Below are 20602 nucleotides of genomic sequence, written 5' to 3'. Positions count from 1 at the left end.
GCGAAACATGGGCTGGTGGCGGATCGGCACGGACCCCTTGGCGGGGAGTTCGTTCCTGCTCTCGCCGCTCGCCGAGACGGTCGCCTCGCTCAAGACCCTGCACGCGGCGGTCCCCACGCACCCGGGCGAGCGGGCCTGGCTCGGCCGGCACCTGCCCGCGTACCGGGAGCGACTCGCGGCCGAGCCGCTCGACGCGCTGCTCGTGCGGGCGGCGATCGGCCCCACCTGGAACGCGGACTTCCTCACCCCGACCCCGCCGGGCGACCGCGAGCGGAGCTTCGAGGAGGAGGTCGAGGCGGTCCGGGCCACCGGACCCGACGATGCCGTCGACCAGTTGGCGGTGGCGACCGGAGGCCCCGTGCCGGAGCCGCTGCGTTCGGCGCGTGATCTGCCGGAGCGGCTCGCGGGCGTGCTCGGCTGGGTGTGGCGGGAGACGGTACGGCCGGAGTGGGCGCGGCGGCGGCGGATCCTGGAGGCCGACGTGATGGCGCGGACCGCCATGCTGAGCCGCGGCGGCTGGGCGGCGGCGCTCGACGAGCTGTGCCCGGGGAAGATGCGCTGGCTCGGCGACGGACGTCTCCAGGTCAACACCCGTGACTACCCGCCGCGTTCGGTCGACCGGGGGCGTCTGCTGTTCGTGCCGGTGACGCCGGCGACCGGCTGGGCGTCCTGGGAGGGGACGGAGCGGTACGCGATCGTCTACGCCTGCGCGGGAGTCCTGGCGGACGCGGCGGGCCCGACGGTCCCGGAGGCCCTGGGGGCCCTGCTCGGGACGGCCCGCGCCGGGGTGCTCGTACGGCTCGGGTCCCCGCTGTCCACCAGCCAGCTGGTGGCGCTCACCGGCCAGGGCCTCGGCTCGGTCGGCCGCCACCTGAAGGTGCTGCTCGACGCCGGACTCGTACGGCGGGGGCGGGCGGGCCGCTCGGTGCTGTACGAGTGGACGGAGGCGGGCGCGGTCCTGGTGGCGGCACAAGGAGGCCCCCGCCCCGGTGCTCCTCGGGGCGGGGGCCGTCTCACGGCTCCGTGATCAGACCTGGAGGGCCTTGATCGCGGTCGGCGCGTGGCCGGGCTCGGTGGCCAGCTCCTCGAACTCGGTGACGTCGCTCATGTCGACCGTCTTGCTCATGGCGATGTTGGTGATGCGCTCCAGGATCGCCTCGACGACGACCGGGACCTGGAACTCGACGGCCAGCTTCTTGGCCTCCTCCAGCGCCTCGCCGAGCTTGTCCGGGTCCTCGACGCGGATCGCCTTGACGCCCAGGCCCTCGGCGACCTTGACGTGGTCGACGCCGTAGACGCCGATCTCCGGGGTGTTGATGTTCTCGAACTCGAGGTTGACCTCGAAGTTGATGCCGAGGCCGCCCTGCGCCTGCCGGATCAGACCGAGGTAGGCGTTGTTCACGAGGACGTGGACGTAGGGGACCTTGTGCTGGGCGGCGACCGCCAGCTCCTCGATCATGAACTGGAAGTCGTAGTCGCCGGAGAGGGCGACGACCGGGGTCTCCGGGTCGGCGGTGGCGGCGCCGATCGCGGCCGGGATCGTCCAGCCGAGCGGGCCGGCCTGGCCGCAGTTGATCCAGTGGCGCGGCTTGTAGACGTGCAGGAACTGCGCGGCCGCGATCTGCGAGAGGCCGATGGTGGTGACGTAGCGGGTCTCCGGGCCGAAGGCCTTGTTCATCTCCTCGTAGACGCGCTGCGGCTTGATCGGGACGTTGTCGAAGTGCGTGCGGCGCTGGAGGGTGGCCTTGCGCTCCTGCGCGGAGGCGGCCCAGGCGGAGAAGTCCGGCAGCTTGCCCTCGGCCTTCAGCTCCTTGGCGATCTCGATGAAGAGCTCCAGGGCGGCCTTGGCGTCGGAGGCGATGCCGTAGTCGGGGGCGAAGATCTTGCCGAGCTGGGTGGGCTCGATGTCGACGTGGACGAACTTCCGGCCCTTGGTGTACGCCTCCAGGTTGTAGCCCGTGTGGCGGTTGGCCCAGCGGTTGCCGATGCCGAGGACGAAGTCCGACTCCAGGAAGGTCGCGTTGCCGTAGCGGTGCGCGGTCTGGACGCCGACCATGCCGGCGGCGAGCTCGTGGTCGTCCGGGATGGTGCCCCAGCCCATGAGGGTGGAGATGACCGGGATGCCGGTCAGCTCGGCGAACTCGACGAGGAGGTCGGAGGCGTCGGCGTTGATGATGCCGCCACCGGCGACGATCAGCGGGCGCTCGGACTCCAGGAGGAAGCTCAGCGCCTTCGCGGCCTGGGCGCGGGTGGCCTGCGGCTTGTAGACCGGCAGCGGCTCGTAGGTCTCCGGGTCGAACTCGATCTCGGTCAGCTGGACGTCGATCGGCAGGTCGATGAGGACCGGGCCGGGACGGCCGGAGCGCATCAGGTGGAAGGCCTGCTGGAAGACGCCGGGGACCTGCGCGGCCTCCAGGACGGTCGTCGCGGCCTTGGTGACCGGCTTGGCGATCGAGGCGATGTCGACGGCCTGGAAGTCCTCCTTGTGGAGCTTCGAGACCGGGGCCTGGCCGGTGATGCAGAGGATCGGGATCGAGTCCGCGATCGCCGAGTACAGGCCGGTGATCATGTCGGTGCCGGCGGGGCCGGACGTACCGATGCAGACGCCGATGTTGCCGGCCTTGGCGCGGGTGTAGCCCTCGGCCATGTGGGACGCGCCCTCGACGTGGCGGGCGAGCGTGTGGCCGACGCCGCCGACGTTCTTGAGCTCGCGGTAGAAGGGGTTGATCGCCGCGCCGGGGACGCCGAACGCCTGGGTGACGCCTTCGCGCTTGAGGATCTCAACGGCCGCTGCGGCGGCGGTCATACGAGGCATGGGAGTGCTCCTGCTTCGGCCGGGCGGATCCAGGCGGGTGCCTCGTCTCGGGAGGCCCCGGCGCCTGTTTCCGTAATGCGGAAATACTGTTCTGCTATACGGAAGCAATGTAGGTCGGGGTCCGGAGAGCCGTCAAGAGAAGTCCGCCCGCCGGGATCACGGAAGTGGCCGAACACCCTCCCCCGGGCCCTCGGATGGGTGGACGATGGGGCGGGACGACAGGGGGTTGGGCTGTGGGCGAGTCGGTACCGGTGCGCTGTCCGGAATGCCTGCGCACGCAGGCGTACGCGGCACCCGTCTTCCCCTGCGCCTGCGGGAGCCCCGTCGCGCCGCCGGTCCTGGCGGGCGCGGTCGCGGAGCCGATCACGCACCGGAACTGGGCGGACGAATGGGTCACCGTCCGCTGCGGGGCCTGCGGCCACGAGAACGACTGGCCGCACCCGGAACTGGGCTGCCCCTGCGGGACGGTGCTGCGGGTACCGGTACGCCCGGTGGAACCGGCCCCACCGGCGGACGGGGCCGCCGGCGCCGGTTCGAACGGCGCGACGGGCGGCGTGGCCGGAACGAGCGGCCCCCCGGCCCCGCCCCGACCACCGGAAGCGTTCCCGTCACCGCCGCCGGTGGCCCCCGGCGCGCCCCGTCCACGAGCGGTGGGAGGCCGGGACGGGGCCGCCCCCGGCTGGACCGGCCCGGGCCACGACCCGGCGGCGGCCGGACCGGACGCGGTCGGACCGGACGCGGGAACTCCCGGCTCCGTCGGTGCCGGGACGGCCCGGGGTACGTCCGGCGGCGCGGGCTCCGCTGCGGTCGGCGGCACCGGCGACGCCACCGGCAGTCGGGCCGGCGGCGGCCCCGGCACGGCGGGCGGCGGGCGGGGTCCCGAGGCCGCCGGCGTACGGGCCGACGGCGCCGCCGGTGGACCGGCCTCCGGGACCACCGGGAGCACGTCCGGCGGCGCGGACGGCGCCACCGGCGGGCGGGCGGGGAACGGGGCGCCTCTCCGTGGGGTCTCCCCCGCGCCCGGAGAAGCCGGGTCCCCGTGGTTCGGTCCGGGACCGAAGGCCCGGGGCTTCTCCCCCGGCCCGGCGGGGCGCGGCACGGGCGAGGTCGGCCCCTCCGGACACGGCACGGATGCCCCCGGACACGACACGAACACCCCCGGCCCCACCGGGCACGACACGAACACCCCCGGCCCCACCGGGCACGACACGGACGCCCCCGGCCCGACGGGGCACGGCACCGACGCCACCGGCCCTGCCGGACACGGCACCGACGGCACCGACGCCCCCGGCTCCGCCGGACACGGCGCGGACGGGGGCGGCCCGGTGAGGCAGCGCACGTTCGCCGAGCGGTACCCCGTGCGCGTACCGCCGCCGTCCACGGCCCCCCGCCCCGCTCCGCTGCGCGGGGTGTTCCGGCCGGTGACGATCCGGACCTCGCGGGACGCGGTCGCGGCGGCGGCCGGGTACCTGCGCTGGCTCGGCTTCAGGGACGTCGTGCAGCCCGAGGAGCGCCCCGCGTCCGGCGTGGACCTGCGGGCCCCCGGTCTCGTCGCCCAGGTCGACCCGAGCACCCGGCCCACCGGGCTGCGGGCCGTCGAGTGCCTCTGGCTCAACGGTCTGGGCACGGCCGCCGTGGGCGTGTTCTTCTCGCTCGCGGGTTACACCCCGGAGGCCCGCTCGCGGGCCGCCGAGGTCGGCCTCCCGCTCTTCGTCCTCGATCTGACCGGCACCCCGCAGCCGATCAACGACGCCGCGCACGAACTGTCGGCGGGCGGCGCCTGATCCCCACGACTCCTCGGCATCCGAATTCGGCCAATCACGCGTGACGATCACGCTCCGCCGGGCACAACACCCTCGGGGGGTGGGCGTCATGCCGACGGGGACGTGGTGGTTCATCGGAGCGGCGTGGGGAGAGTTGCTGATCGCCGCCGTTCTGCTGAGAACCCGCAGCGGGACGAGCGGCACGAGCGACGTGCCGCCGCCGCAGGCCCTCGCGCTGCTGCGCGGCGGGCGGCGGGCCGCCGTGACCGTGGCCCTGGTGGCGCTGCACCAGCGCGGGGCGGTCGCCGCGGGCCGTAAACATACGATTCGGGCCAACGGCGGGCCGGGCCGGACCCGTGACCCCGTACAGCTCGGGGTGCACGGGGCGCTGCGTCGCGCCCTCGCGCTGCGGGCGCTGACGCAGCGCCCCGAGGCGCGGCGGGCCGTGGACGCGCTGCGCGGCGAACTGTCCGGCGCCGGGCTCCTGCGGCCGCCGGCGCGGCTGTGGGCCGCCCGCGCGCTGCTGGGGTGCGTACCGGTCACGGCGGTGGCCGGGCCGTTCGCGGCCGGGGCGTCGGGGGCGGGCCTCGCGATGGCGCTCGCGGCCGGGGCGCCGCCGGTCCTCGTGGCGCCGGCGCTGCTGCGGCTGCCGGACACGACGGGGGCGGCACGGCGGCTCCTCACCGACCTGCGGGAGCGGTACCCGCTGCCGGCGCACCGGCACGAGGTGACGGACGGGTGGCTCGTCCAGCTGTACGTGGCGCTGTACGGGGATCCGGCCCTGGCTCTGTTCCTGCCCCGTTTCTCACGCGACGGCGGCCTCCTCGACCGCCCGCCCGGGCAGGACCGCGCCGGGCCGGTCGGCCGCCCCCGGCCGGCCGACCGGAACCGGCCCCCGGTGGACGGAGGTTCGGACGCGGACGGCGCCTCGTGCTGAGGCCGCGTCATACTGGCGTATGCGCATCAGAGCGGCCGCTCCGGCCGAACTCCCGCTGCTCCAGGACATCGAACGGGCGGCGGGCGAGCCGTTCCGTGCCCTCGGCATGGCGGCGATCGCCGACGACGACCCGCTGCCCCTGGACGTCCTGGAGACCTACCGTCGTGCGGGCCGGGCGTGGGTGGCGGCGGACGCCGCCGACCGCCCGGTCGCGTACCTGCTCACGGACACGGTCGACGGCGCCGCCCACATCGAGCAGGTGTCGGTGCACCCGGACGCCGCCCGCCGGGGCGTCGGCCGGGCGCTGATCGAGCACCTGGCGGCGGCCGCCGGGGAGCAGGGCCTGACGGCCCTGACGCTGACGACCTTCGCCGAGGTCCCGTGGAACGCCCCGTACTACACGCGGCTCGGCTTCCGCCCGCTCGCCGACTCCGACCCGGCGCTGACGGAGGGCCTGCGCGCCATCAGCCGCGCCGAGGCGGCCCACGGCCTGTCGCTCTGGCCCCGCGTCTGCATGCGCCGGGAACTGGTCGAGGGCCCTACGCCCCTTCGCCGTACCTCTGCCTGAGCTCCACCTTCCGCACCTTTCCGCTCACCGTCATCGGGAACTCGGTGAGGACCTCCATCCTGCGCGGGATCTTGTAGTGGGCGAGCCGGTCGCGGCAGAAGGCGGTGATCTCGTCCAGGGTGGGCGGGGCGGCGGGGTCGCGCGGGATCACGCAGGCCAGGATCTCCTCGCCGTAGCGCTCGTCGGGGACGCCGACGACCTGGACGTCCGCGATCTTGGGGTGCCCGTAGAGGAACTCCTCGACCTCGCGCGGGTACACGTTCTCCCCGCCCCGGATGATCATGTCCTTGATGCGGCCGACGATCTGCACGTAGCCGTCGTCCCGCATGACCGCGAGGTCCCCGGTGTGCATCCAGCGGCCGGTGTCGATCGCCTCGGCGGTCTTCTCCGGCTCGTCCCAGTAGCCGAGCATCACGCTGTAGCCGCGGGTGCACAGCTCCCCCGCCGTGCCGCGCCCGACGGTCAGGCCGGTCGCCGGGTCGACGACCTTCACCTCGACGTGCGGCATGACCCGGCCGACGGTGCCGGTGCGGCGCTCCAGGTCGTCGTCGCGGCGGGTCTGGGTGGAGACGGGCGAGGTCTCGGTCATGCCGTAGCAGATCGACACCTCCGCCATGTTCATCTCGGCGACGACCCGCTTCATCACCTCGACCGGGCACGGCGAGCCCGCCATGATCCCGGTGCGGAGCGTGGAGAGGTCGTAGGCGGCGAAGTCGGGCAGGTTGAGCTCGGCGATGAACATCGTCGGCACCCCGTACAGCGAGGTGCAGCGCTCCTCCTGGACCGCCCGGAGGGTGGCGGCGGGGTCGAAGGAGGCGGCCGGGACGACCATGCAGGCGCCGTGCGAGGTGGCCGCGAGGTTCCCCATGACCATGCCGAAGCAGTGGTAGAAGGGCACCGGGATGCAGATGCGGTCCTGCTCGTCGTAGGCGATCATCTCGCCGACGAAGTAACCGTTGTTGAGGATGTTGTGGTGGGAGAGCGTGGCGCCCTTCGGGAAGCCCGTCGTCCCCGAGGTGTACTGGATGTTGACGGGTTCGTCGCAGGAGAGCGGTTCCGGACGCAGCTCCCCGGCCGTCCGGGCGAGCAGCGCGTCCCAGCTCGGGTCCCCGAAGTAGACCGCCTCGCGCAACTCCGGGCATTCGCCGCGGACTTGCTCGACCATGGCGCGGTAGTCGCTCGTCTTGTGGGCGAGCGAGGCGAAGAGCAGGGAGATGCCGGCCTGCCGGAGCACGTACGCCAGCTCGTGGGCGCGGTAGGCCGGGTTGATGTTGACCATGATCGCGCCGATGCGGGCGGTCGCGTACTGGACGAGCACCCACTCGGCGCAGTTCACCGCCCAGATCCCGACCCGGTCGCCCTTGCGGACCCCGCTGCCGAGCAGGGAGCCGGCCAGCCGGTCGACGTCCGCGCCGAACTCCGCGTACGTCCAGCGGCGGCCGGTGGGGACGTCGACGAGGGCCTCGCGGTCGGGCCAGGCGGCGACGGCCCGGTCGAGGTTGGCGCCGATGGTGTCGCCGAGGAGCGGCGTCTCCGACACCCCGTGCGCGTACGAGGGTTCCGTGGCGCCCTCCGTCGGGCCGGTCATGCGAGGTCCCCTTCCGCGTACTCCGTGCCGCCGCCCTCCGCCGTCAGCCGGCGCAGCTCGACCCGGCGGATCTTGCCGGAGACGGTCTTGGGCAGGTCGGCGAACTCGATGCGCCGGATCCGCTTGTACGGGGCGAGGACCGCGCGCGAGTGGGCGAAGAGGGCCTTCGCGGTCTCCTCGCCCGGCTCCCAGCCCGCCGCGAGGACGACGTACGCCTTGGGGACGGCGAGCCGCAGCGGATCGGGCGCGGGGACGACGGCCGCCTCGGCGACGGCCTCGTGCTCCAGGAGGGCGCTCTCCAGCTCGAAGGGGCTGATCTTGTAGTCGGAGGCCTTGAAGACGTCGTCGGCGCGCCCGACGTAGGTGATGTAGCCGTCCGCGTCTCGGGAGCCGATGTCGCCGGTGCGGTAGAAGCCGCCCTCCATCGCCTCCGCCGTGCGCTCCGGGTCGCCGTGGTAGCCGGTCATCAGGCCCACCGGGCGGGCGGCGAGGTCGAGGCAGATCTCGCCCTCCTCGACGTCCGGCCGGCCGCTCACCGGGTCGACGAGGGTGACCTTGAAGCCGGGGCTGGGGCGTCCCATGGAGCCCTCCTTGAGCCGCTGGCCGGGGCTGTTGGACACCTGGACGGCGGTCTCGGTCTGGCCGAAGCCGTCCCGGATGGTGACCCCCCAGGCGCGCCGCACCGACTCGATGACCTCGGGGTTGAGCGGCTCGCCGGCGGCGACGACCTCGCGCGGCGGGGTCTTCAGCTGACCGAGGTCGGCCTGGATCAGCATCCGCCACACGGTCGGCGGGGCGCAGAAGCTGGTGACGCCGTTGCGCTCCATCTCGTCCATGAGCCGGGCCGGGTCGAAGCGGGTGTAGTTGTGGATGAAGACGGTCGCCTCGGCGTTCCACGGCGCGAAGAGGTTGGACCAGGCGTGCTTGGCCCAGCCCGGCGAGGAGATGTTGAGGTGCACGTCGCCGGGCTTGAGGCCGATCCAGTACATCGTCGAGAGGTGCCCGACGGGGTACGAGGTGTGGGTGTGCTCGACCAGCTTGGGGCGGGCGGTCGTGCCGGAGGTGAAGTACAGCATCAGGGTGTCGTCGGCGAGGGTGACGCCGTCGGGCTCGAACACGTCCGGCTCCCGGGCGGCGAGCTCGTACCCCAGCCAGCCGGCCCGCTCGTCGCCCACCGCGATCCGGGTGTACTCCCCGGGGACGTCGTCGAACTTGGCGGTGTCCTCGGCGCGCACGACCACGTGCCGGGCGCGGCCCCGGTCGACGCGGTCGCGCAGGTCTGCGGGGCCGAGGAGCGGGGTGGCGGGGATGAGGACGGCGCGCAGCTTCATCGCGGCCAGCACGGTCTCCCACAGCTCGACCTGGTTGCCGAGCATCAGGACGATCCGGTCGCCGGCGCGCACGCCCCGGGCCCGGAGCCAGTTCGCGACCCTGTTGGAGCGGGCGGACATCTCGGCGAAGCTCACCCGCGTCTCGGAGCCGTCCTCCTCGACGATGTGCAGCGCGGTCCGGTCGTTGTCCCGTGCGATGACGTCGAACCATTCGAGCGCCCAGTTGAAACGGTCGGGCCGGGGCCAGGCGAAGCCCTCGTAGGCCGTCTCGTAGTCCTCGCGATGCCGCAGCAGGAAGTCCCGGGCGGCCCGGAACCTCTCCGTCGCACCGGTCGCGCTCGTGGCCGTCATGTGTCCTCCTCGTTGCGGGACTGTCCCGGACATCGTGTAATCGGTGACCCGGGTCTCACTACCCCCGTTCGGGGGTGAAGGAGTGGTTCCGTGTCCGAGATGGCGGAAGCGGTGGAGTTGCGCACGGCGCTGCTGCGGCTGAGGCGCGCCACCGGGCTGCCCGTCGTCTTCGGCGGGCTGCTCCAGGAGGGGCGCGCGATGCGGATCGCCGAGCTGAGCGGGGCGGTGACGCCCGCGCTGAGCGGCCTGGCGATCTCGGCCGGCTCGGGCCTGGGAGGGAAGTGCCTGGCCCTCTCCCGGCCCTGCGCGGTCACGGACTACCCGTCGTCGCGGCGCATCACGCACGAGTACGACGCCCCCGTCTCGGCGGAGGGCCTGCGCGCGGTGATCGCCGTCCCCGTCGTCGTGCGGCGCAAGGTCCGGGGCGTGCTGTACGGGGCGCTGCGCGCGTCCCTGCCGATCGGCGAGCGCGTCTTCGACGCGGCGATGGCGGCGGCCCGGGACGTCGAGCAGGCCCTCGCGGTACGGGACGAGGTGCGGCAACTGCTCGCGCCCCCGGCGCCCGGCCCGTCCTGGGAGGAGGTCCGCCAGGCGTACGGGGAGCTGCGCGAGCTCGCGCCGAAGGTCCTGGACCCGGCGCTGCGGGCGCGCCTGCTCGCGGTGTGCGGACGGCTGGAGACGGCCTCCGCGCCCCCCGCGCCGGTGCCGGGCGTGGCGCTCACTCCCCGTGAGACGGACGTCCTCGCGGCGGTCGCCTCCGGCGCGACGAACGCGACGGTGGCGGAGCGCCTCGGCCTGCGCCCGGAGACGGTGAAGGGCTACCTCCGCTCGGCGATGCGCAAACTGGGTGCCCACACGCGCCTGGAGGCGGTGGTGGCGGCCCGGAGGGCGGGGGTGCTGCCGTGACGCCCCGGTCCGCGGTCAGGCGAAACGGTCCCGCGCGTCCTGCCGGGGGCCACGCGGCGGACGGCTGACGGCCTCGGCCTCCGCCCTCGTACGCGCGGCACGTCATCCCTCCGCGTGCACGAGGTCGTACGGGGTGCCGGGGGGCGTCATCAGCCGGAGGGTCCGCTCGGCCTCGGCGTCGAGCGCGGCCCGCGTGGCGCGCGGCAGGGGCGCGAAGGGCTCCACGGTGAGCGTCGTGCGGCCCTTCGCCTCGTCGAGGTGCCAGATCCCGGCGACGAACCCGTCGACGAGGAACGTGCGGTGCGCCTGGTTGCCGGTCCAGGTGCGGCCGTGGTGTTCGGCGGGAACGACCCGGCCGCGGTCGGCGTGCGAGAGGAGCAGGTTGTCGAACTCGGGCAGGAAGCGGGGCGGCGCCGGGGCGTCCTCGTCGGGGCGGGGCGCGTCGGGGAGGTCGAAGAGCTCGGTGCCCCGCTCGTCCCGGAGGACGAGCAGCTCGGGCCGCAGCCGCTCGAAGGCCGGGCGGAGACGGGTGAGGCCGCACCAGGTCTGCATGTCCTTGACGGAGGCGGGGCCGAAGGCGCCGAGATAGCGCCGTACGGTCCCGTCGAGGTCGGCGGCTCCGTCCTCGGGCCCGTCGAACCACGTACGGGCGGTGGTGAGCGCGACCTGCCCGCTGCGCCCCCACAGGCCGCGCGGGGTGACCTGCACCATGAGGAGCAGACAACGGGCGGCGATGGTGAGTGCCTGCGGATCGGCCTCCGGCCACTCCCGGAGCAGCCGTTCCCGCAGCTCCTTGGGGGTGCGGGGCCGCTCCTCCACGCACTCGGCGGCCAGGGCGGCGAGCCGGTCGAGGTCGACGCCGTCGAGCCCCTTGCGGAACGCCTTCAGCTCGCGGTCGATGGCCCCGGCCTGGACGAGCCGGCGCAGGCCGACGGCGTCGCGGGCGGTGTGGGTGTGGACGGTGGACCGCAGCGAGACGATCCGGGCGACCTTCCGGGACTCCATCAGGGCGGACAGGTCCTCGGGCCGGAAGCCGTCGAGACGGGCGGCGAGCGCGTAGTACGGGGGCTTGGTGTTCTGGGCCTGGAGGCCCACGAGGTGGGCGACGGCCTCCTCGGCGCCGAGCGGGGCGGGGCGCAGGAGCAGCTGCCGGTCGAGGGTGGCGCGGTTCAGGGCGCGCGGGCCGAGCACGGGGTGGGTCGACTTGAGGGCCATGTCCGGCACGCTATCGACCGTTGCGGACAGCCCCTGTCCTCCATGCGGAATGCGGGCCGGCGAGATCCGGACGGGAAGGATTCACCCCATATATCCTGCTCTCGATCCGTCTCCCGCTCTCGGCCCGCAGCCGCGCCGGGGCCACCGACCGAGGAGGAGGTGAGCGACGATGCCCGACCGCCGCCCCCGCGCGGTCTGGCGCCGCCGCGCCGAAGCGCCGCCCGAGGCCCCGCCCGCGCAGCCGCCCCCGGCGGCGGGCGCGACGCGGTCGAGCGTGGCGCGGCCGGACGGGGCGCGGTCGAGCGTGGTGCAGTCGACGCTCTACCGCGACGGCCGCCGGGTCTCCTCCCCCGCCACCCTCGCGGACACCTTCCACCAGCTGCGCGAGCACCCCGACGGCATGGCCTGGATCGGCCTCCAGCACCCGACCGACGAGGAACTCCACTCCCTGGCAGCCGAGTTCGACCTGCACGAGCTGGCCGTCGAGGACGCGAGGGAGGCCCACCAGCGCCCCAAACTGGAGCGGTACGGCGACACCCTCTTCGTCGTCCTGCGGGCCGCCCGCTACCTCGACGCCCCGGAGGAGGTCGAGTTCGGCGAGCTCCACGTCTTCGTGGGCCCGGACTTCCTCATCACGGTCCGGCACGGCGCCGCCCCGGACCTCTCGGCCGTCCGCCGCCGCATGGAGGAGGACCCGGACCTGCTGGCCCTGGGCCCCGAAGCCGTCCTGTACGCGATCCTCGACGCGGTGGTCGACGGCTACGCGCCGGTGGTCGCGGGCGTCCAGAACGACATCGACGAGATCGAGACGGAGGTCTTCGGCGGCGACCCGGCGGTCTCCCGCCGCATCTACGAACTCTCCCGCGAGATGGTCGAGTTCCAGCGCGCCACCCGCCCCCTGGTGGGCATGCTCCACGCCCTGATGGCCGGCTTCGCCAAGTACGGCACGGACGAGGAACTCCAGCGCTACCTCCGCGACGTCGCCGACCACGTCACCCACACCAGCGAACGCGTCGACGGCTTCCGCCAGGCCCTGACGGACATCCTCACGGTCAACGCGACCCTGGTCACCCAACAACAGAACGCCGAGATGCGCGCCTTGACGGAAGCGGGCTTCGAGCAGAACGAGGAGATCAAGAAGATCTCCTCGTGGGCCGCCATCCTCTTCGCACCCACGTTGGTGGGAACGATCTACGGCATGAACTTCGACCACATGCCGGAACTGCACTGGGCGGGAGGGTATCCGTTCGCGGTGGTGCTGATGGCGGTGGTGTGCACGAGCCTGTACGTGGTGTTCAAGCGGAAGGACTGGCTGTAGCGGAGCCCCGGGATCGCTCCCTAGAGCGCGATCCGTTCCGTGGACGTGGTGACCTCCTTCAGGACGTCGGGAAGCGGCTCGGTGCCGAGTCCCGGGCCCGTCGGGACGTCGAGGTGGCCGTCGGACAGGACGAACGGATCCGTGACGTCCGTGGCGAAGTAGCGGTGGGAGCCCGAGGTGTCGCCGGGGAGGGTGAAGCCGGGAAGGGCGGCGAGGGCGACGTTGGCGGCGCGGCCGATGCCGGTCTCCAGCATGCCGCCGCACCAGACCGGGACGCCGTGGGCGCGGGCGACGTCGTGGATGCGGCGGGCTTCGAGGTAGCCGCCGACGCGGGCCGGCTTGATGTTGATGACGGAGCAGGCGAGGACGCGGGAACGGCGGTCCTCGATGGTGACGGGCGCGTCGAGCAGCGTGGCGATGGCATTGGCCAGCGCGAAGAGGTCCCCGGACGGCACCCCGCCCAGGGTCTGCTCCTCGCCCTCGCCCACGTCGCCCTCGGCGAGCTGGGTGCGCAGCATCGCGGCCAGCTGGGCCCAGGAGGCGCCGCGGGTCAGGGCGAGCAGCGCGACACCGGTCTCGTTCACGACCGGCTCCAGCTCGTCGGCGTCGTCGACGGGGCCGCGGACGACGAGGACGGTGGCGCCGAGAGCGGCGAGGTACCGCAGCAGCCGGGCGGTCTCCTCCGCGCCGTGGACGCCGACGCCGAGCACGATGGCGTGCTCCGGGTGGTGCTGCTCGTCGTACGGATCGTGGATGCCGACGCCGCCGATCTCCCCGGCCGCGTCGGGGTCGCCGCACAGCAGATCCAGAAGGGTGTGGCCGAAGTCCTCGAGCACCCGGCTGAGGCTCCGTGCGGGGTGCGTCGACATGTGCCTGATCATCTCCGCAGGTCAGGACGTGCGCGTCCCTGCGATGTGGTGCGTACGGACGAGGGTGCGTCAGCCGGTTCGTCCCCCGGTACGAACGGCCACGGCGGGGTTCCACAGTCGCGAGACGGCGGCTTCGGCGAGGGCGTCGGTCGAGTCGATCAGCGGCAGCACGCGGGAGGCCGCCCTGCTGATCAGGGGAATCTCCGTACAGGCCGCGACGACCGCCTGGGCCCCCCGCCCCTTGGGGCTCTCGGCCGCCGTGGCGATCCACCGCTCGGGCCCGGCGAGGTCCCCCCCGCCCTTGACCGCGAGGATGGCGGGGTCCACGTACTCCTCCTGAACGGGGACGGGCACCTGGACCACGTCGAGCCCGAGCCGGGCGCCGGCCCGCTCGTACAGCCCGGCCAGCCGCGTTCCCCGGGTCGCCAGGACCCCCACCCGCTCGAGGCCGGGCGTGCGGCGCGCCGCCGCCTCGAGGGCGGCCCCGATCATGTCGAGGACCTCGACGCCGGTGGCCTTGGACAGCTGCTCGACGTAGGCGTGCGCGGCGTTGCAGGGGACGGCGATGCAGCCGGCTCCGGCGCGCCGGAGCCGGCGGGCGCCCTCGACCAGGGCGGGCACGGGCGACGGCCCCTCGCCGAGCAGCGCCGCGGTCCGGTCGGGGACGGCGGGGTCGGCCCACATGAGGACGGGCAGATGCGCCTGGTCGGAACCGGCCGGGGTCCGCTGGACGAGCCGGCGGTAGAAGTCGGCCGTGGCGAGGGGACCCATCCCGCCGAGGATGCCGAGGGTGGGGCGGGCGATGTGCCGCATGCGGGGCCTTTCCGTTCTCCCCGCCGTCGTCCGCGGGACCTCAGGCGATCGTGGACCGCCCGGGGGCGCGGGGCGTCGTCGCGGATTCCGAAAGCGGGCGCCCGGCTTCGTACGGGAAACCAGAACGTCCCTCGCCCGCGGACGGCCGGGGACAAGCTCGACAGGCTTCCGGCAGGGCTGACCGGGCCGGAGGGCAACGATCCGGCCGTGAGCCGGACCGTCACGACGTGCGACACGAGGGCCCCGGCACCGGACCGCCGGGACCCTCCCGCCCGTACCGCCCGCACGGCTCGCCTCACCATGTCCGGATCCGACAGAACATGGTCATTGCGGCCCTCGGGGCGGGACGAAATGATCAGTGCATGCTTCCACCGCACCGAGTCGTCATCGCGGCCTTCCCCGGCGTCGAACTGCTCAACGTCACCGGTCCGGCCGAGGTGTTCTCCGTCGCCACGCGGGTCGCCGGCACCGGCCGACCCGGCTACACCGTTCGCGTCGCGACGGCCCGGGGAGAGCCGGTGACCACCTCCAGCGGGATCCGGCTGATGGCCGACCTGACCCTGGACGAGGTGAACGGCGACGTGGACACCCTGCTCGTATCGGGCGCCGTCCGTACCCGCGGCCACGAGGTGGAGCCGGTGCTCGACCACGGGATCATCGACTGGCTGCGCGGAACGGCCCCCGATGTCCACCGGTTGGGATCCGTCTGCTCGGGCGCGCACCTGCTGGCCGCGGCGGGCCTGCTCGACGGGCGCACCGCCACGACCCACTGGTGGACGGCCGCCCGGCTGGCCGCCGACCACCCGCTCGTCACCGTCGATCCGGACCCGATCTTCATCCGGGAAGGCCGGCTGTGGACCTGCGCCGGCATCGCCTCGGGGATGGACATGGCACTGGCCATGGTCACCGAGGACCACGGCCCCGAACGCGCCCTGGCCACCGCCCGGACCATGGTCATGTACGTCAAACGTGCGGGCGGCCAGAGCCAGTTCAGCGCCCCGCTCGCGCCGCCCGCGGCGCCCGGCGACCGGCTGGACGACCTGCGCATGTGGATCGGCGAGCACCTCACCGAGGACCTGTCCGCCGAAGTCCTCGCCGCACGGACGCATCTGAGCGTGCGCCACTTCTCGCGACTGTTCCGCGAGCGCACCGGCACCACGCCGGCCGCGTACGTCGAGTCGGTCCGGCTGGAGGCCGCCCGGCGGCTGCTCCAGGACACCACCCACGGCCTGCCCGAGGTCGCCGCCCTCAGCGGCCTCGGTTCCGTGGAGAGCCTGCACCGTTCCTTCCGGCGCCGGCTCGGCACCACACCCGCCCAGTACCGACGCCGCTTCCGCTGAACACCGCCCGTACCCACCCCACCGCCCGCGGACCACCGCGCGGCGGAAGACAGCCGTGCCCGAGGAGAGAACCGTGTCCCGAACCGAGGTCGTCCCCCTGCCGGTCATGGGCCGGCACCACATCAACGCGTACCTGCTGCTCGGCCGCCGCCCCGTCGTCGTCGACGCGGGAACGCCCGGCAGCGGCCGAAGGATCCACGAACAGATCGCCGCCCACGGGGTGGACCCCGCCGACGTGTCGCTGATCGTCCTCACCCACGGCCACATCGACCACTTCGGCTCCGCCGCCGAACTCCACCGTCTGACCGGGGCTCCCGTGGCGGGGCACGTCGCCGACCTCGGCGCCTACCGCACCGGCCGGGCCCGCGAGCCCTATCTGCCCACCGGACCGATGGGCCGCCTCATGGCCAGGAACAAGAACCTGCACCTCCGGGTGGAACCGCTCGAACCCGACGTCCTGGTGACCGGCGAGACCGATCTGGAGGACTTCGGGATCACCGGGCGCATCGTGCCCACCCCCGGACACACCGCCGGATCGGTCTCCGTCCTCACCGACCGGGGGGACCTCGTCGCCGGCGACCTGATCGCCAACTCCTTCTTCGGCCTCGTGCGGGGCCGTCCCGCCAACCCTCCCTTCCACGACGACCCGCTGCGCAACCTCGCCAGCCTGCGGAAGATGCTCGCCCTGAATCCCACCAGCCTCCACGTCGGCCACGGCACCCCGCTGGAACCCGACCGGGTCCGGCGCTGGGCCGACCGGGAGCACCGGCGGCTGTCCCGGCTCGCGGGAGCCGGACGGATCCCCGCCCGCGCGGAGGACGAGACGGTCTGACGGCAGGCACAGGGGCCGGTGCCCCCTCCCGCGGGGGGGCACGTCGTCGGCGGGTTCGCACGGCACGCGGCCGATCCGGCCGGGGGCCTACTCCGGGAACAGCCTTTCCAGGGTCCGGGCGAGCGCCCGGTCGGCGGCCGCGTCGGCCTCGTCGGACGTGTCGGCGACGCAGATCAGATAGCCGAGGCGGTCGTGCGAGGACCGCATCGGGCGGACGGGCGTCCCGGGGTCGGGAAGGGACAGGCGCAGCCGCACCAGCTCCGGTGTCTCCGCACCCGGGTCGAGGTCCGTCGGCACCTCCGGGGCGGTCGTCTCGCGCGGCGCCTGGACGAAGCGGATCGCGGCGGCGCGAGCGGCGTGCGGGGCGGGCACGGACGCCGCGCCGGCCGCGTCGAGGAGGGACTCGCGCATCATGTCGCGGCCGGTGGCGAGCTGGACCAGTTCCCAGATGCGGTCACCGCCGAGTCGCCGGTTGATCTCGATGACCGCCGGGCCGTCCGCGGTGAGCATGATCTCCACGTGGGAGGGGCCGTCCAGATGCCCGACGGACTTGAGGGCGAGGACGGCCTCCTCCGCCACGGTCGCCCGCTCGGCGGCGGTGAGCCGGGCCGGGACCACGTGGCCCGTCTCCACGAAGTGCGGGGCCCCGGTGGTGTGCTTCTCGGTCACGGCCACGACCTCGTGGGCGCCCGCCACGGAGCGGACCTCCACGCTGAACTCCCGGCCCGAGAGCATCTCCTCCGCCAGGAGGGCCCCTTGGTCCGCGGCCGCCGTGTGGGCCCAGGCCGCCGCCAGGTCGCCCGGCTCCTTCAGGGCGTGGACGCCGGCGCTGCCCGCGCCGGACGCGGGCTTCACCACCACCGGGAGGCCCACCTCCCCGACGAACTCCGCGAGTTCCTCGGGGTCGGCGCAGACCCTGTGCCGGACGGTGCGGCAGCCGCCCGCCGCCAGCAGGTCGCGTACGGCTGCCTTGTCGTGGCCGAGGCTCGCGGTCGGGCCCGGGACGCAGCGGATGCCGAGGCCCTCGGCGATCGCGGCGACGGCGGGCAGCGACAGCTCGCGGAAGCCGGCCACGGCGTCGAAGGGGTCGACCGCGTGCAGCTCCGCCGCCCGGCGCAGGGCCTCGGCCGTGTCGGTGTAGTCGACGGTCGTCTGCCGCTCCGGCCAGGGGCTGTGGGGTGTCCCCGGTGTCTGCATCAGGGTCACTCGGGCCGGCAGCCCCATCAGGCAGTTGGCCAGCTCGGGCCAGGCGCCGACGAGGAGGAGGTGCATGGTGTGCTCCTGGAGGAAGGGAAGGAAGAAGGGTGAGGGGGTGGGGAGGCCGTCTCGCACGTGGGGTCGGGAGACGGCGGGGCTGCGTCGTACGTGGGGGGGAAGGGGGCGGTGGGGCTGCGTCGTACGTGGGGGGGAAGGGGCGGTGGGGCTGCGTCGTACGTGGGGGGGAAGGGGTGGCAGCCGCGTCGCACGTCACGTGGGGGGCTGGCGGTCGCGGGCATGTCGCACGTGGAGGTCGGGCGGTGGCGGGCGCGTCGTACGGGGGGGGATCGCGGCGGTCCCGCGGAGGGGCGGAAGGTCGCCGCGCCCCCGTCGCACGGGAGAGCGGGACGGCCGCCTCACGCGAGCGCGTCGAGCGTGCCGACCACCGCGATGCCCCGGGCCGGCGGTGCCGGCGCCGGGCCCCGGTGGGGGCGGTGGAGCCAGACCGCGCCGAGGCCGGCGGCGTGGGCGCCGAGTGCGTCGGCTTCCAGGCTGTCGCCGATGTGCACGGTCCTCGCGGCCGGGACGCCCAGTCGGTGACAGGCCACGGCGAAGGCCTCGCGGCGCGGCTTGGCGATGCCCGTCTCGCCGGAGACCGTCACCGCGTCGAGCCACGGGGTCAGTCCCAACCGGTCGATCCTGCGCCGTTGTTGCGGGCCGTCCGAGTTGGACAGCACGCCGATGCGGCGCCCCGACGCGCGGACCCGGGTGAGGAAGGGGAGCACGTCGGGGTAGAGCCGGAGCCGGGACTCGACCTCGCGTCTGCGGTGCGCTTCGACGGCGTCGAGTTCCTGCGGGTCGGGCACGGGCCGCCCCATCCGGGTGAGGAGGGCGGCCAGCCGTCGCCGTTCCAGCTCCTGGTAGTCGAGGGCGCCCGAGGTGAACTGCGGGTAGAGGCGCTCGGTGAGTTCCCTCCACTCCGCGAAGTCCGCGTCGGGGCCCAGGACGTGGGCGAGCGCGGTCGGACTCGCCTCGCTGAAGTCGATCAGCGTGTCGTCGATGTCCAGGAGGACGCCCGCACAGTCCTCAGGCAGTTCCATGGGCAGCTCCCCCGACGCGCACCGACCGACGCAGCAGCGCGGCCGCGCCCGCCAGGCCGAGGGCCGCGCTGATCAGCCAGAACAGGGTAGTGCCCGAGCCGGGGACGTCGAGCAGCCGGCCCGCGAGCATGCCGGCGGCGACGCCGCCGACCGCCCAGGCGAAGGTGACGTAACCGAGGTAGGCGCCGGTCTCGCCGGACGGCGCCAGCTGTACGGCGACGACGTCCGCCGCGGTGATGAGGGCCAGTTCGCCCACGGTGACCAGGAGCAGCCCCCCGTACAGGCCGGGGCGCCCGGGGGCCAGGCACACCAGGCTTCCGGCGGCCATCGTCAGCGACCCGATCGCCAGCACCTTCAGCCGGGTCGCCAGTGACCAGGCGTCGGCGCGGCGGCCGACGACGCCGCCGAAGGCGACCACGACCAGGGCGTTCAGGGCGTTGACCACGGCCACGTCGTAGGCGCTCAGGCCCCGCAGCTCGGCTTCCAGGGGCAGGGCCGAGACCAGCAGGGAGATGCCGAACCAGAGGGGGACGGTGCTGGCGCAGTAGCCCATGAAGGACCGGTGGCGCAGCGGTGCGAGCACGGCCCTGCCGAAGCGCGCGCCCGGGTTGGTCTCGTCGGCGATCCGGCGGGTGACCAGGAGTCCGGCCACCGTGCTGATCCCGTACGCGCCGGCCGACAGGGCGAGCGGCAGTGCCGGGTGACCGGCGCCCGACAGGGCGGCGGCGGCGAGCGGGCCGAACAGCGCGCCCAGGTTGGTCGCGATGTAGAAGCCCGCGAAGGACGAGGCCGCGTTGCCCTGGGCGACCCGGGCGAGCAGCAGTCGGGCGCCGGCGTTGTACGCGGCCCCGCCGAGGCCGTCGAGGACGAGGGCGCCGAGCCACAGCGGGAAGCTGGTGCCGCTCGCGAGGAGCCCGTACGCGATGGTCTCGGCGCACAGGCCGCCGACCAGCATCGGCCGGGCGCCCCACCGGTCGCAGGCGATGCCGAGGGGGATGCTGAAGGCGCGCCGGAACAGGGCGTGCGTGGCGACGAGCAGTCCCACGTCGGCGGCGCTCATCGTGCCGCTGCGCAGCGCGATCACGCCGAGCATCGGGATGCTGAGGTAGAAGCCGAGGCTGGTGACCACCCGGGTCGCCGAGATCGTGAGGACGGCCCGCCGCATCGGCACGGCGGGGGCGGTGACGGTGGCGGTCACAGGGAGGGTTCCTTCTTGGCCGCCCCCGCCGTCATGGTGAGCGGTTCGCCGGGGCGCAGTCCCGCGTCGGCGCCGGTGATCAGCTCGGGCACGGCGACGAGGATGTTGTAGTGGTTGGGCAGGTGGATCTCGTCGAAGCCGTGGACGGTTCCGACGAGACGGTTGCCCGCGTACAGCTCGTCGCCGACCTCCAGGACGCCGCCCCGGGAGATCTCGGCGAATCCGAGGTACGAGACCTCGTTCATCGGCTCGGCGGGGTCGGTGCCGGGGCGGCACAGGATGAACTCGTGGATCTCCCCGGCCCGCAGGCAGCGGGTGCGCAGGGGGGCGGGCACCAGTGCCCGGTCGTTCCTGCGGTGCTGCATGACGGCCACCCAGTGGGCGGTCACGTCGCTGCGGGCGGAGAAGAGGGTCGAAGTCGTGGAGGGCACTGTCTGGTTCCGTTCCTTGCCTTGTCCGTT

The 20602-nt window shown here is 74.0% G+C and carries 17 protein-coding genes and 1 pseudogene; 8 read left to right on the top strand and 10 right to left on the bottom strand.

The window, feature by feature from the left end; genetic code table 11:
- The first annotated feature begins 7 nt into the window (after positions 1-7).
- On the top strand, positions 8-1027 hold the full coding sequence (locus tag IE180_RS33365) for an ArsR/SmtB family transcription factor (protein ID WP_190160690.1): 1020 nt from the start codon (positions 8-10) through the stop codon (positions 1025-1027).
- On the opposite strand, the gene gcl is transcribed toward IE180_RS33365, so the two are convergent.
- Positions 1028-2815, bottom strand: coding sequence for a glyoxylate carboligase (gene gcl / locus IE180_RS33360; protein WP_190160689.1), 1788 nt, complete (start codon positions 2813-2815; stop codon positions 1028-1030).
- Positions 2816-3048: 233 nt separating this feature from the next.
- Here gcl and IE180_RS37625 point away from each other — a divergent pair, with 233 nt between their 5' ends.
- The 3 genes from IE180_RS37625 (at position 3049) to IE180_RS33345 (ending at position 6083) form a co-directional block, all read left to right on the top strand.
- Positions 3049-4599 (top strand): hypothetical protein, encoded by a 1551-nt coding sequence (locus tag IE180_RS37625; RefSeq protein ID WP_373302853.1) that lies wholly within the window; start codon positions 3049-3051, stop codon positions 4597-4599.
- Positions 4600-4687: 88 nt separating this feature from the next.
- On the top strand, positions 4688-5515 hold the full coding sequence (locus IE180_RS33350; RefSeq protein ID WP_190160688.1) for a TIGR04222 domain-containing membrane protein: 828 nt from the start codon (positions 4688-4690) through the stop codon (positions 5513-5515).
- 19 nt (positions 5516-5534) lie between these two features.
- Positions 5535-6083: a GNAT family N-acetyltransferase gene (locus tag IE180_RS33345; RefSeq protein WP_190160687.1), complete on the top strand. Its 549-nt coding sequence runs from the start codon at positions 5535-5537 to the stop codon at positions 6081-6083.
- On the opposite strand, the gene IE180_RS33340 is transcribed toward IE180_RS33345, so the two are convergent.
- Together IE180_RS33340 and IE180_RS33335 are read right to left on the bottom strand one after the other, a co-directional pair.
- The gene (locus IE180_RS33340) at positions 6055-7671 is read right to left on the bottom strand and encodes an AMP-binding protein (RefSeq protein WP_190160686.1); all 1617 of its coding nucleotides are present in this window, start codon (positions 7669-7671) and stop codon (positions 6055-6057) included. The genes IE180_RS33345 and IE180_RS33340 overlap by 29 nt on opposite strands.
- Positions 7668-9353, bottom strand: a complete 1686-nt coding sequence (locus IE180_RS33335; RefSeq protein WP_190160685.1) for an AMP-binding protein — start codon at positions 9351-9353, stop codon at positions 7668-7670. The genes IE180_RS33340 and IE180_RS33335 overlap by 4 nt, the downstream gene beginning before the upstream one ends.
- A gap of 99 nt (positions 9354-9452) precedes the next feature.
- Between IE180_RS33335 and IE180_RS33330 the strand changes: the two genes are divergently transcribed.
- On the top strand, positions 9453-10259 hold the full coding sequence (locus IE180_RS33330; RefSeq protein ID WP_373302854.1) for a helix-turn-helix transcriptional regulator: 807 nt from the start codon (positions 9453-9455) through the stop codon (positions 10257-10259).
- Positions 10260-10361: 102 nt separating this feature from the next.
- Here IE180_RS33330 and IE180_RS33325 read toward each other — a convergent pair whose 3' ends face one another.
- A complete protein-coding gene (locus tag IE180_RS33325) occupies positions 10362-11474 on the bottom strand; it encodes a winged helix DNA-binding domain-containing protein (protein WP_190160683.1) in 1113 nt (370 codons plus the stop codon).
- Positions 11475-11643: 169 nt separating this feature from the next.
- Between IE180_RS33325 and IE180_RS33320 the strand changes: the two genes are divergently transcribed.
- Positions 11644-12792: a magnesium and cobalt transport protein CorA gene (locus tag IE180_RS33320; protein ID WP_190160682.1), complete on the top strand. Its 1149-nt coding sequence runs from the start codon at positions 11644-11646 to the stop codon at positions 12790-12792.
- Between the two features lie 20 nt (positions 12793-12812).
- Here the strand turns inward: IE180_RS33320 and IE180_RS33315 are convergent.
- Together IE180_RS33315 and cuyB are read right to left on the bottom strand one after the other, a co-directional pair.
- A pseudogene (locus IE180_RS33315) lies at positions 12813-13214 on the bottom strand (enolase C-terminal domain-like protein); the annotation flags it as partial.
- Positions 13215-13730: 516 nt separating this feature from the next.
- On the bottom strand, positions 13731-14474 hold the full coding sequence (cuyB, locus tag IE180_RS33305; RefSeq protein ID WP_190160681.1) for a cysteate racemase: 744 nt from the start codon (positions 14472-14474) through the stop codon (positions 13731-13733).
- Positions 14475-14836: 362 nt separating this feature from the next.
- On the opposite strand from cuyB, the gene IE180_RS33300 reads away from it, so the two are divergent.
- Complete coding sequence (locus IE180_RS33300) at positions 14837-15814, top strand: GlxA family transcriptional regulator (RefSeq protein WP_190160680.1); 978 nt, start codon at positions 14837-14839, stop codon at positions 15812-15814.
- Between the two features lie 73 nt (positions 15815-15887).
- Complete coding sequence (locus tag IE180_RS33295; RefSeq protein WP_190160679.1) at positions 15888-16646, top strand: MBL fold metallo-hydrolase; 759 nt, start codon at positions 15888-15890, stop codon at positions 16644-16646.
- A gap of 87 nt (positions 16647-16733) precedes the next feature.
- Here the strand turns inward: IE180_RS33295 and IE180_RS33290 are convergent, their stop codons facing one another.
- From IE180_RS33290 to IE180_RS33275, 4 genes are all read right to left on the bottom strand, one after another.
- Positions 16734-17918 carry an ATP-grasp domain-containing protein gene (locus IE180_RS33290; protein ID WP_190160678.1) on the bottom strand — a complete coding sequence of 395 codons (1185 nt, stop codon included), beginning with the start codon at positions 17916-17918 and terminating at the stop codon, positions 16734-16736.
- A 341-nt stretch (positions 17919-18259) separates the two neighbouring features.
- A complete protein-coding gene (locus tag IE180_RS33285; protein ID WP_190160677.1) occupies positions 18260-18943 on the bottom strand; it encodes an HAD family hydrolase in 684 nt (227 codons plus the stop codon).
- Entirely contained in the window at positions 18930-20141 is a 1212-nt protein-coding gene (locus tag IE180_RS33280) for an MFS transporter (protein WP_190160676.1), read from the bottom strand. The genes IE180_RS33285 and IE180_RS33280 overlap by 14 nt, the downstream gene beginning before the upstream one ends.
- Positions 20138-20572 (bottom strand): DUF6917 domain-containing protein, encoded by a 435-nt coding sequence (locus IE180_RS33275; protein ID WP_190160675.1) that lies wholly within the window; start codon positions 20570-20572, stop codon positions 20138-20140. The genes IE180_RS33280 and IE180_RS33275 overlap by 4 nt, the downstream gene beginning before the upstream one ends.
- Between the last annotated feature and the right edge of the window lie 30 nt (positions 20573-20602).

It is taken from the genome of Streptomyces litmocidini (assembly GCF_014649755.1).
In the GTDB taxonomy this organism is placed as follows: Bacteria; Actinomycetota; Actinomycetes; order Streptomycetales; family Streptomycetaceae; genus Streptomyces; species Streptomyces litmocidini.
The sequence above is the reverse complement of the archived record's forward strand: the minus strand, read 5'-3'. Positions and strand labels throughout refer to the sequence as shown.